The 12,494-nt window shown below is 61.8% G+C and carries 10 protein-coding genes; 9 read left to right on the top strand and 1 reads right to left on the bottom strand.

Annotated features, from left to right (window positions below):
• The first annotated feature begins 43 nt into the window (after positions 1-43).
• From OS035_RS03070 to folD, 3 genes are all read left to right on the top strand, one after another.
• On the top strand, positions 44-883 hold the full coding sequence (locus OS035_RS03070; protein WP_331813359.1) for a WecB/TagA/CpsF family glycosyltransferase: 840 nt from the start codon (positions 44-46) through the stop codon (positions 881-883).
• A 192-nt stretch (positions 884-1,075) separates the two neighbouring features.
• Positions 1,076-2,863, top strand: coding sequence for a succinoglycan biosynthesis protein exop (locus OS035_RS03065; RefSeq protein WP_331813358.1), 1,788 nt, complete (start codon positions 1,076-1,078; stop codon positions 2,861-2,863).
• Positions 2,864-2,983: 120 nt separating this feature from the next.
• Positions 2,984-3,883, top strand: a complete 900-nt coding sequence (folD, locus tag OS035_RS03060; RefSeq protein WP_183777212.1) for a bifunctional methylenetetrahydrofolate dehydrogenase/methenyltetrahydrofolate cyclohydrolase FolD — start codon at positions 2,984-2,986, stop codon at positions 3,881-3,883.
• Between the two features lie 189 nt (positions 3,884-4,072).
• On the opposite strand, the gene OS035_RS03055 is transcribed toward folD, so the two are convergent.
• Positions 4,073-5,101, bottom strand: coding sequence for a LacI family DNA-binding transcriptional regulator (locus OS035_RS03055; protein WP_097623897.1), 1,029 nt, complete (start codon positions 5,099-5,101; stop codon positions 4,073-4,075).
• A gap of 297 nt (positions 5,102-5,398) precedes the next feature.
• Here OS035_RS03055 and OS035_RS03050 point away from each other — a divergent pair, with 297 nt between their 5' ends.
• The 6 genes from OS035_RS03050 to OS035_RS03025 all read left to right on the top strand — a co-directional run bounded on the left by OS035_RS03050 (position 5,399) and on the right by OS035_RS03025 (position 12,451).
• The gene (locus OS035_RS03050) at positions 5,399-6,760 is read left to right on the top strand and encodes an ABC transporter substrate-binding protein (protein WP_331813357.1); all 1,362 of its coding nucleotides are present in this window, start codon (positions 5,399-5,401) and stop codon (positions 6,758-6,760) included.
• A 185-nt stretch (positions 6,761-6,945) separates the two neighbouring features.
• Entirely contained in the window at positions 6,946-7,959 is a 1,014-nt protein-coding gene (locus OS035_RS03045) for a carbohydrate ABC transporter permease (protein WP_097623899.1), read from the top strand.
• A gap of 1 nt (position 7,960) precedes the next feature.
• Complete coding sequence (locus OS035_RS03040) at positions 7,961-9,124, top strand: carbohydrate ABC transporter permease (RefSeq protein WP_097623900.1); 1,164 nt, start codon at positions 7,961-7,963, stop codon at positions 9,122-9,124.
• A 34-nt stretch (positions 9,125-9,158) separates the two neighbouring features.
• Positions 9,159-10,811 (top strand): beta-galactosidase BglA, encoded by a 1,653-nt coding sequence (gene bglA, locus OS035_RS03035; RefSeq protein WP_331813356.1) that lies wholly within the window; start codon positions 9,159-9,161, stop codon positions 10,809-10,811.
• Positions 10,812-10,832: 21 nt separating this feature from the next.
• Positions 10,833-11,921, top strand: coding sequence for an ABC transporter ATP-binding protein (locus tag OS035_RS03030; RefSeq protein ID WP_331813355.1), 1,089 nt, complete (start codon positions 10,833-10,835; stop codon positions 11,919-11,921).
• Positions 11,922-12,097: 176 nt separating this feature from the next.
• Positions 12,098-12,451, top strand: a complete 354-nt coding sequence (locus OS035_RS03025; protein ID WP_003588490.1) for a hypothetical protein — start codon at positions 12,098-12,100, stop codon at positions 12,449-12,451.
• Positions 12,452-12,494 lie beyond the last annotated feature (43 nt).

Below are 12,494 nucleotides of genomic sequence, written 5' to 3'. Positions count from 1 at the left end.
CCGGGATGTCGGGCGCATGAAGCATCCTAGGCAGGAGGTAGGAATGAATCTGATTGCGAACTTCGCGGTGCTCGCATCGCGGCGGACGATCTTCGATCTGCCGGTCTGCGATCTCGGCTGGGACGATGCCCTCGTTTTCATCAACGAGCTGGCCTCCATTCCCGTCGGCCAGACCGTGGTTTGCTTCGTCAACGCCCACAACATGCTGACCGCGCTTCACGATGACGAATACTACCGGATCATGTCGCACAATTTGGTGCTGCCGGATGGCATCGGTCTCAACATCGCATCGCAGATCGCCCATGGTTCGCCCTTTCCCGCCAATTTGAACGGCACCGATTTTGTGCCGGCCTTCCTCACCTTCATGGAGGCTCCGCGCCGCATCGGTCTGATCGGCGGCACGCGTTCGGTCGTCGAGGCGGCGGCTGAAAATTTCCGCAGGCATACGCCCTGGCATGAATTCGTCGTGGTTTCCGACGGTTATTTCGACAAGGTCGATTCCACTGAGGTCACCGAGGAGATCGAGCGCCAGAAGCTCGACATTCTGATCGTCGGCATGGGAACGCCGCTGCAGGAAAAATGGGTCCACGACAATATCCGTGCCGATCATGCGCGCCTGGTGCTGACGGTGGGCGCTCTCTTCGACTTCGTCTCCGGCGCCGTCCCGCGTGCGCCGAGGACGGTGCGGATGATGCGGCTGGAATGGGCCTATCGCCTGCTGCAGGAGCCGACGCGCCTCTGGCGCCGCTACGTCGTCGGCATCCCGGTCTTCCTTTTCCATGTCCTGCGCTACCGCTTCCGCCGGCGCGAGCGAATCCTCAGCCATCCGGAAGAACCCAACACCGCGCTGCAGCCACGGTCGGAACACAAGAAGGCAAGCTGACCCTCGCGTCTTTCCAAGACATTATAGGATTTTGGAATGTATCCTTGGATCGATTCCGATTTGAGGAGCTATGCATAGTTCTGACACGCTGCGGTTAACCATTTCTTTGCCATGAATATTTAGACTGGCTTAATCATCTGCATCCGTGCGGATGAGCGAATTCGGCCATCATGTGCATGAGATGTGGCGCAAATGTACGATATCAGGGCCAGAAGCAGCTTTCACGATCGCGCAGCCACCCGGCCGGCGGCGGCCGGACCGGCGCGCGCCCATGGTGATGATTATGGACTGCCTGGCGGCGTGCCCCGGTCGAACCGGGCCGATATCGCACCGCCCGAGGCCGAACTGCTGCGCGCCATCGGTCGCGCGCTGGAAGAGCAACGCGCCAAAGCCGCGCGCACGCCACCGTTGGTCGATCGCATCGAAACCATCCTCGGCAATCACCTGCGGGCCGCCAACGACGTCGGCCATCCGCTTCCGCAGGAACATCCGCGCCGTGAGGAACCGGCTGCTCCGGCCATCGAGCCGATGATCTCGCCCGAACCGCTGGCAGCGATCCATGAGGAACCGGCGGAGCCTCGCACAGCAGCGCCGCGGCGGCGCGTCGGCGGCAGCGCACTTGTGATGACGGCCGCCGCAGCGACGATGATCGGCGCCGGTCTGCCGATGCTGATGCCGGCTTCGCCGGCCCTCTACCGTGCCGAAGCAACGCTTGCGGTGAAGACCGATGCCGCAAGCCGGGCCGCCTTCACCGAAGCTGCGGCGAAAGGACTGATGTCGGCACGGGTGGTTGCTTCGACGGTCGCCTCTCTGAAACTCGATCACGATCCGGAATTTGCCGGTCAGAAGGCCAATGCGCTCGGGGTTGCGCTCGATCTGCTGTCGGCGACCGGGGCTGCTGCCGACCCGGCCTCGCGCGCCGAGGCAAGCTTGAAGCGTTCGGTCGAGATCCTGCCCGATGCCGCTGCCGGCACGATCCTCGTGCGGGTGACGACCGGCGACAGCGGCAAATCCATGCGTATCGCCGCAAGGCTTGCCGAAGCGGTTTCCCCGGCGAACGGTACCGGCGGCAACACCGAAAGCGACGCCGCCTTGCGCAAGGCCTATGACGAGGCGAAAGCGGAACTTGCAGCCTTCACGGCAAAGAGCGGCGAGGGCAACGTCAAGGTGGCGGTCGATCTTCGCCGCCAGATCGACAGGCTCGATGCCGATCTAAAACAGGCCGACCAGACTATTCTGGAGGCCAAGGCGCCGGCCGACCGGTTGAAAGCCGCAAAACTCGCCAGCGTGCTCGATGGTTCTCTCCCCTCCGATATGCTCTCGCCGGCGCTGCAGGACTGGCGCGACAAATATGCGGTCGCCAGGACGGCGCTGGCGCAGCTTTCAGCCGAACTCGGCCCGCGCCATCCGCGGCTGTTGCAGCAGCAGGCCGAAATCGATGGTTTGAAGGAGAACATGGGCAAGGAGCTTACCCGCCTTGCCCAAGCCGCCAACGTCGCCGCCAAGACCGCCGTCGATACGCGCAAGGGCCTGAACGACCGGCGCAACACTCTGATTGCGCAAAGCCGGGATACCGGCGTCGATCTTGCCCGGCTGACCGAGCTCAGCGAGAAGGCGGCCGCCGCGCGTTCGCGTCTGGACGATGCGGCCTCCGCCTCGGTGGGAACGGCCGCCGACGGCCATATCACTCTGATGAAGCCGGCGCTGGCAACGGCGGTATCGGCGCCCGACGGCCTGACCAGCCGCTCGCTGGCCGGTGCTGCCGCGGGTCTCGCCGCCGGTCTTGCTGCGGCCTTCCTGTTGCGCCTGCGTAAACCCGTGGCCGCAGCCGAAGAGGAAATGCCGCTGTCCCAACCGCTATCTTTACCGCAGCCGGTCCCGGCCGAGGTCGACGAGGTGGAGGCGCTGCGCTCCGAAATCTCCGGCCTGCGCGACCGGCTTCTTGTTCATGGCCTCGACGCGCGGCAGCCGCTGCGCTGAACGGTCATTTCCTTGCATTTTTGATATTGCCTTGCTGCTTTCCGACAGGATAGGGCGTTAGCGGGCATTTGATGCTCGCCGACTATCCATAGATTGGCGCGAAACAGGGCGGAGAGACGTGTGACGACAGTAATCGACGGCAAGAACGTAGCTGCATCGGTCATTCAGACGGTCAAGAGTGCGACGGCAGCGCTGGAAAAGAGCAGCGGCGTCACCACCGGTCTTGCGGTCGTCATCGTCGGCGACGATCCGGCAAGTCACGCCTATGTGGGCTCCAAGGGCCGCATGGCCAAGGAATGCGGCTTCAAATCGGTCCAGCACACGCTGCCGGCCGAGACCAGCCAGGAGGAGCTGGCAGCCCTCGTCGCCACCCTCAACGCCGATCCGTCGATCCACGGCATCCTGGTGCAACTACCTTTACCGAAGCCGCTCGACAGCGAGCCGATCATCCAGGCGATCCTGCCGGAAAAGGATGTCGACGGCTTGAGCATTGCCAATGCCGGCAAGCTTGCCATCGGCGACCTGAAGACCGGACTGGTCTCCTGCACGCCGGCAGGCGCCATGGTCTTCGTCCGCCGCACCCATGGCGAGGATCTCTCCGGCCTCAACGCCGTCGTCATCGGCCGCTCCAACCTGTTCGGCAAGCCGATGGCGCAATTGCTGCTCAATGCCAATGCGACGGTGACGATCGCGCATTCCAGAACCAAGAACCTCGCCGAGGTCTGCCGCAACGCCGATATTCTGGTCGCCGCCGTCGGCCGGCCGGAAATGGTCAAAGCGGACTGGGTCAAGCCGGGCGCAACGGTCATCGATGTCGGCATCAACCGCGTGCCAGCCCCCGAAAGGGGCGAGGGCAAGACCCGGCTCGTCGGCGACGTCGCCTTCGCTGAGGTCTCCGAAGTCGCCAGCACCATCACCCCGGTTCCCGGCGGCGTCGGGCCGATGACCATCGCCATGCTGATGGCCAACACGGTCATCGCCGCCCATCGCGCCGCAGGGCAGACCCCGCCGCAGTTTTGATTAATGCATGTCGCCCGGAAGTGTGCAGCCGTTCCGGATAAGGACATGCATAAAATAAAGAGCTAAAGCGCGTCGCACCAAAGTGTGGGGCGGTTTTGCCCAGGCAAAGCGCTAAGCGCTTTTGCCGCAAACGACATGCTCAAAAAAGGCTAAAGCGCGAGGAGCGAATCTGAAAGATCGCGACGCGCTTTAGAGCTGCTGCGGGGCAGGGCCGGTCGAGGCTCTGACGATCAGTTCGGTTTTCCAGAGTTCCTGTTCGGGAAAGGGGCCTGCCTGCTTCACCGTGCCGATCAGCCGCTGTGCGATGCGAACGCCGGCGGCTCTCAGCGAAGAGCGCGTCGTCGTCAGCGGCACGGAGAAGTTTTCCGGCTTCAACAGCGGCAGCACGTCGTCATGGGCGATCAGCGAGATGTCCTCGCCGAGCCGCAATCCCGCCTGGTTGACCGCGCGGATCGCGCCGAGCGCCAGCACCGTGCTGGCGCAGAGGATCGCCGTCGGCCTCGCCGGCAGCTGCAGGAAATGTTCCATTGCCAGCAACCCTTGCTCATCCGTCATCAGCGCATGGCTGATGCAATCCTCGTGGAGCGCCAGCCCGCGCTCGGCCAGCGCCGATATGACGCCGTTCTTCCTCCGGATGGCGAAATCGAGATGCATCGGCCCGTTCATCAGCGCAAAGCGCGTATGGCCGAGCTGCAGCAGCAGCCGCGTCGCATCGTAGAAGGCGCCTTCATTGTCGATGTCGAGATAGGGATAGTCCGGCTCGGAACCGAAGGATCGCCCGTGTACGACATAGGGCATGGAGAGCGATTTCAACATGGGAAGCCGCGGGTCGTGGCCGCGCATATAGGCGACGAACAGCGCATCGACATTGCCGCTGATCGCCAGGCGTCTGAGCGCTGCAACTTCGTCATCCGGGTCGGCCGGCATGATGACGAAGTGGAAGTCGTGGCGCACGGCCTCTTCGCCGAGCCCGGCCAGGAATTCGCCGAAATGCACGTCGGACTGGTGGCCGGGCGCCGTCGGCATGACAAGGCCGATCGAGCCGGCCTTGCCGGTCGCAAGCCGCTGCGCCGCCTTGTTCGGGCGATACCCGGTTTCCTTGACGGCTTGAAGCACGCGCTCCCGGGTGGCCTCATTGACCTCGGGATAACCGTTGAGCGCTCGGCTCACCGTCGTCTGCGACAGCCCCAGCATTTCCGATAGCTGTTTGAGATTCACCTGCTATGCTTCCTCCCGGCCCGCCCGTCGGCCGTTTCTTAAAGGCCTGCCGCCTCCCAGTGGCATCCAAAGCGCTTTCAATTATGTAGCATCTGGCGCGCTTGACTCAAGAAAAATCGCTCCATATTTCCCGATAGCCGCTGCTGCACCGTGATAATGGCCAGGTTCACGGCGGGTTTTCGTGAAATGACTTGACTCCATTCCACCGAAAGTGGAATGAGTTGGGTGTCAAAGCGCTTTGAAATTTCTTTTAAAGGGAATTCGGCGCGGTTGGGATTGTGATGGGAGGTTGATCACATGAAAAAGTCATTTTTGATGGGCGTTGCCGTGGCAGCGCTTTTTGCCGGTGCTGCATCCGCGGCCGATCTGAAATTTGCCCCGGGACAGGATTCCAAGTTCAACTGGAAGAGCTATGACGAATTCAAGGCCGCTCATTCCGATCTGAAGGGTCAGCCGCTGACGATCTTCGGGCCGTGGCGCGGCGAGGACGAGGCGTTCTTCCAGAGCGTTCTGGCCTATTTCACCGAAGCCACCGGCATCGATGTCAAATACTCCTCTTCCGAAAACTACGAACAGCAGATCGTCATCGACACGCAGGCGGGCTCGCCGCCGAACATCGCCGTTCTGCCGCAGCCGGGCCTCCTTGCCGATCTCGCCAGCAAGGGCTTCCTGACGCCGCTCGGCGACGAAAACTCCAAGTGGATCAAGGACAATTACGGCGCCGGCGACAGCTGGGTCGGGTACGGCACCTATAAGGGCAAGGACGGCAAGGAAGCCTTCTACGCCTTCCCCTATAAGGCCGACGTCAAGTCGCTCGTCTGGTATGTTCCTGAGAACTTCGAGGAAGCCGGCTACAAGATCCCGACGACCATGGAAGAGCTGCATGCCCTGACCGATCAGATCGTCAAGGATGGCGGCGTTCCCTGGTGCATCGGTCTCGGTTCCGGCGGTGCCACCGGCTGGCCGGCGACCGACTGGGTCGAGGACCTCATGCTGCGCATGCAGCCGCCTGAGGCCTATGATAAGTGGACGACCAACGAGCTGAAGTTCACCGATCCGGCCGTAGTTGCCGCGATCGACGAATTCGGCAAGTTCGCCAAGAACGAGAAATACGTCAATGGCGGTGTCGCGGCCGTGGCCTCGACCGACTTCCGCGACAGCCCGAAGGGTCTCTTCTCCGTTCCACCGAAGTGCTACATGCACCATCAGGCCTCGTTCATTCCGTCCTTCTTCCCTGAGGGCACGAAGCTCGGCCAGGATGCCGACTTCTTCTATATGCCGACCTATGCGTCGCATCCCGAACTCGGCAAGCCGGTTCTCGGCGCCGGCACGCTCGTCTCGATCGCCAAGGACTCGAAGACGGCTCGCGCCTTCATCGACTTCCTGAAGACCCCAATCGCGCATGAGGTCTGGATGGCACAGTCGAGCTTCCTGACGCCGTATAAGGGCGTCAGCACCGAGGCCTATGCCAACCCGCAGATGAAGAAGGAAGGCGAGATCCTGACCTCCGCCACCACTTTCCGCTTCGACGGTTCCGACCTGATGCCGGGCAAGATCGGCGCCGGCGCCTTCTGGACGGGCATGGTTGATTTCGTCGGCGGCAAGTCGGCTCAAGAGGCTGCTGGCGAAATCCAGAGCGCCTGGGACGGCATCAAGTAATTTCCAAAATGATGCCGCCGGCTTGCCGGCGGCATGGCCTGCATGGCTGGCCGGGTTCGCAAAGAGCCCGGCCATCGCAGGATATATTGTGATTGGGCAATACAACAGATTGACGATGACCGGCGCTGACCCGTCAGAATAACAACCGGTCGCAATAAGATCAGGGGAAGCAGGGGAGGGACGAAATGCTGTCGCAGATAGTGTCCGCTTTGGGCGTCGTGGTCGTCGCCGTTTTCGCGTGCTCGGCCTATTTCTATTTTTCGAACAAGATCCTGGATCTCGCTTTGCCGGTCAAGGATGGCGACATCCGCGCCGCCTCGCGCAATCTCAACCGCCGTGCCCTCGTGCGGCCGTGGTTGTTCGTCGGTCCGGCGCTCTTCCTGCTCGTCGTCTATCTCGTCTATCCGGTCGTTGCGACCTTCATCCTCTCCTTCTACGACCGCGCCGGCCAGCAGTTCGTCGGCGTCGCCAACTATCAATGGGCACTCGGCGACCGCGAATTCCGCCAGTCGATCTTCAACAACATCCTCTGGCTCGCCGTCGTGCCGGCCGCCTGCACCTTTTTCGGCCTCGTGATCGCCGTGATGACCGACCGCATCTGGTGGGGCAATATCGCCAAAAGCATCGTCTTCATGCCGATGGCGATTTCCTTCGTCGGCGCATCGGTCATCTGGAAATTCATCTATGAGTATCGCGGCGGCAACGACGTCCAGATCGGCCTGCTGAACGCCATCGTCCAGACGTTTGGCGGCACGCCCGAGGTGTGGATCTCCGTTCCCTTCTGGAACAATTTCTTCCTGATGGTCATCCTGATCTGGATCCAAACCGGTTTTGCCATGGTCATCCTGTCGGCCGCCCTGCGCGGCATTCCCGAGGAGACCATCGAGGCCGCCGTCATCGACGGCGCCAACGGCTGGCAGATCTTCTGGCGCATCATGGTGCCGCAAGTCTGGGGCTCGATCGCGGTCGTCTGGACGACGATCACCATCCTCGTCCTTAAGGTCTTCGATATCGTGCTGACCATGACGAACGGCCAGTGGCAGTCGATGGTGCTGGCGAACCTGATGTTCAACTGGCTGTTCCGCGGCGGCGGCGATTCCGGCCGAAGTGCTGTCATCGCCATCATCATCATGCTCGCCGTCACGCCGATCATGGTCTGGAACGTCCGCCGCGCCAACCGCGAACTGAAGGGCCACTGATATGACCGCTGTCGGAAGCTACTTCAAGATCGGCCCCGCCCGTCTCTTCGTTCACGCCGCTGTTCTGTTGATTGTCATCGTCTGGCTGATCCCGACGCTCGGCATCTTCGTCAGCGCGCTCCGCGACAAGGACCAGATCGTCGTCTCCGGCTGGTGGACAGCCTTTGTCGGCTCGACGCAGACCGTCGCCGTCCGCCTGGGCACGCCGGACCAACAGCAGCAGGAAGGCGCAACCTATGTCATCACAGGCAACGTGCTTGAGGGACAGACCGGCCGTTCGGTGAAGGCCTTCGGCAACCGCGTCCAGCAGCCAGCCGCCTTCAAGGCAGGCGAGACCGCCGATCTCGGCGACGGCGAAAGCCTGCTGATCAACAGCGACGGCAGCTATCGCTACATGAAGAACGCCGCCTTTTCGCCCGACGAAAGGCCGCGGCGTATCTATGCGTCGGTTTCCGCGCCGCCAGAGTTCACGCTGCAGAACTACAACACGGTTCTGCGGGGCGAAGGCATCGGCCAGTCCTTCATCAACTCGCTGACCGTGACGATCCCGGCAACGATTATCCCGATCCTGATCGCCGCCTTTGCCGCCTATGCGCTGAGCTGGATGGAATTTCCTGGCCGCGCGCTGCTGATTGCGCTCGTCGTCGGCCTCATTGTCGTGCCGCTGCAGATGTCGCTGATCCCGCTGCTGCGCCTCTATAACGAAATCGGCAACCTGCTCGGCCAGCCGTCCAAGACCTATCCCGGCATTTGGCTCGCCCACACCGCCTTCGGCATGCCGCTCGCCATCTATCTCCTGCGGGCTTATATCGCCGGCCTGCCGAAGGAGATCATCGAATCCGCCCGCGTCGACGGCGCCAGCGACTTCGAGATCTTCACCCGCATCGTATTGCCTTTGTCCTTCCCGGCACTCGCCTCCTTCGCCATCTTCCAGTTCCTGTGGGTGTGGAACGACCTGCTCGTCGCCATGGTCTTCCTCGGCACCGACAAGGACCACCTCGTTCTCACAGGCAGCCTGAACGCGCTGCTCGGCTCGCGCGGCGGCAATTGGGAGATTTTGACGGCCTCGGCCTTCGTCACCATCATCGTGCCGCTGCTCGTCTTCTTCGGGCTGCAGCGTTATCTGGTGCGTGGCCTGCTGGCGGGTTCGGTCAAGGGAGGCTGACAATTTCCAAACGTGACTTCAGACAGGATATTCCATGACCGTGGCTCCCCAATCGATCTCGACCCCCGATAAAGACTGGTGGCGCGGCGCGGTGATCTATCAGATCTACCCGCGCTCCTACCAGGATTCGAACGGCGACGGCATCGGCGACCTGAAGGGCATCACCGCCCGCCTGCCGCATGTGGCAAGCCTCGGCGTCGATGCGATCTGGATTTCGCCCTTCTTCACCTCGCCGATGCGCGATTTCGGTTACGACGTTTCCGACTACGAGAATGTCGATTCGATCTTCGGCACGCTGGTGGATTTCGACACGATGATCGCTGAGGCCCATCGCCTCGGCATCCGGGTGATGATCGATCTGGTCATCTCCCACAGCTCGGATCAGCATCCCTGGTTCGTGCAGAGCCGTTCCAGCAAGACCAATGCCAAGGCCGATTGGTATGTCTGGGCCGATGCCAAGCCGGATGGCACGCCGCCGAACAACTGGCTGTCGATCTTCGGCGGCTCGGCATGGGCGTGGGATCCGACGCGCATGCAATATTACCTGCACAACTTCCTGACCTCGCAGCCGGATATGAACCTGCATAATCCTGAGGTGCAGGACCGTCTGCTCGACGTCGTGCGCTTCTGGCTCAATCGCGGCGTCGACGGCTTCCGCCTCGACACCATCAATTTCTATTTCCACGACCCGCTGTTGCGCGACAATCCGGCACTTGCGCCTGAGCGCCGCAACGCCTCGACGGCGCCGGCGGTCAATCCCTATAATTTCCAGGAGCATGTCTACGACAAGAACCGGCCGGAAAACCTTGCCTTCCTGAAGCGCTTCCGCGCCGTTCTGGAAGAATTTCCGGCGATTGCCGCCGTCGGCGAAGTCGGCGACAGCCAGCGCGGCCTCGAAATCGTCGGCGAATACACCTCCGGCAATGACAAGATGCATATGTGTTATGCCTTCGAATTCCTCGCCCCCGATCCGCTCACCGCCGAGCGCGTCGAGGAGGTGATGGAGGATTTCGAAGCCGCAGCACCCGATGGCTGGGCCTGCTGGGCTTTCTCCAATCACGACGTCATGCGCCATGTCAGCCGCTGGGGCGGGCTGGTCGCCGATCACGACGCCTTCGCCAAGCTCTATGCCTCGCTGCTGATGACGCTGCGCGGTTCCGTCTGCCTCTATCAGGGTGAGGAACTGGCGCTAACTGAAGCTGATCTCGCCTACCAGGATCTGCAGGATCCCTACGGCATCCAGTTCTGGCCGGAGTTCAAGGGCCGCGACGGCTGCCGCACGCCGATGGTCTGGGACAGCCAGGTCGCCCAGGGCGGCTTTTCGACGGTGAAACCCTGGCTGCCAGTGCCGGTCGAGCATATCCTGCGCGCCGTCAGCGTCCAGCTGGGCGACGAGGCTTCGGTGCTGGAGCACTATCGCCGCTTCATCGCTTTCCGCAAGCTGCACCCGGCCTTTGCCAAGGGCGAGATCGAATTCGAGGAGCCGCAGGGCGACGCGCTGGTCTTCACCCGCGAATACGGCAATGAGAAGCTGCTCTGCATCTTCAACATGAGCCCGGCCGAAACCGGGGTCACTTTGCCTGCGGGAGAATGGCAGGCGTTGACGGGGCATGGCTTTATCAGCAACAACTATGGCGACAAGATCGATATTCCGGCCTGGGGGGCGTATTTCGCCCGTCTCGCTTAAGGATCAGCAGGGGAGAGAGACATGACTGGACTGACGCTGAAGGATATCCGCAAATCCTACGGTTCCGTGGACGTTCTCCACGGCATCGACCTCGATATCAAGCAAGGCGAATTCATCGTCTTCGTCGGCCCGTCCGGCTGCGGCAAGTCCACGCTACTGCGCATGATCGCCGGTCTCGAGGCGATCACCGGCGGCGAGATGTATATCGACGGCCATCTCGTCAATGACGTGCCGCCCTCCAAGCGCGGCATCGCCATGGTCTTCCAGTCCTATGCGCTTTATCCCCACATGACCGTCTTCGACAACATGGCTTTCGGCATGAAGATCGCCGGCGAAAGCAAGCAGGAGATCGACCGCCGCGTCAAGGCGGCGGCCGAGAGCCTGCAGCTGACCAAATATCTCGACCGCCTGCCGAAGGCGCTTTCCGGTGGCCAGCGTCAGCGCGTGGCGATCGGCCGCGCCATCTGCCGGGATCCGAAGGTCTTCCTGTTCGACGAGCCGCTCTCCAACCTCGACGCCGCGCTGCGCGTCGCCACCCGCATCGAGATCGCCCGCCTGAACGAACAGATGGCCGATACGACGATGATCTACGTCACCCACGACCAGGTCGAGGCGATGACGCTTGCCGACCGCATCGTCGTTCTCTCCGCCGGCAATATCGAGCAGGTCGGCGCGCCGCTGGAACTCTACGAGCGCCCGGCCAACCTCTTCGTCGCGAAATTCATCGGCTCGCCGGCGATGAACATCATCCCGGCGACGGTCGCTGCGACCGGAAACCAGACGACAGTGACGCTGACCGGCGGCATGTCGGTGACCCTCGATTTAGCGACCGGCGCTTCCGAAGCCGGCAAGCAGGCAAGCTTCGGCGTTCGTCCGGAGGATCTGAGGATCGCCGACGGCGCCGACTATCTTTTCGAGGGCGAGGTGTCGATCGTCGAAGCGCTCGGCGAAGTCACGCTGCTTTATATCGAAGGCCTGGTTCCGGGCGAGCCGATCGTCGTCAAGCTGCCCGGCATCTACGATGTGAAGAAGGGCCAGAGGATGCGTTTTGCCGCCGACAGGCAGAAGTTGCATCTGTTTGATGCGACCGGCCATAGCTACCGGAGATGAGAGAGCCATTTTTGGGGTAATAATCCCGAGAATTATACTTGACGGACCGGATTCTTACTTTCTGTTAAAGATCGGCTGCTACCTTTTCCCGGTCAATTTATGAGGGGGATAAGCACGTGGCCGCTTCCAATCCGTCACAGCCAAAATCTCATTTCCTGAGTAAGGAAGAATCCTTCATGTATGACCGCGAGCAGCGGTTCAAGATGGAGGACACGATGAATGCCGCGCGCATCGAATATACGGAAAAGGGTGTCATGCACGCGGCTTCGCGCCGCTGCGATATCGTCCGGATCTCGATGAGCAGCGCCACACTCGCGATCCTCACCCAGTTCAACCTGCCGAAGCAGTTCTATCTGGATATTCCGGATGCCCGCATCACCAAGGTCGGTTGCATACTGATGAAGGTCAACGCCAACAATACGATCGAAGTCCGCTTCCTGCGTCTGCTGACGCAAAAGGAGCTGAACAAGATCTTCGTCTACAGCACCCATCCGGCGCATCGCGACTACGTGCTCGATATCCGCGCCTGACGGATAAAGACTGGATAGCAAAACCCGCGGGTGCTTCGCGCGC

It is taken from the genome of Rhizobium sp. 268 (assembly GCF_036571585.1).
Classification (GTDB): Bacteria; Pseudomonadota; Alphaproteobacteria; order Rhizobiales; family Rhizobiaceae; genus Rhizobium; species Rhizobium redzepovicii.
This window is presented reverse-complemented; position numbering and strand designations above follow the sequence as displayed.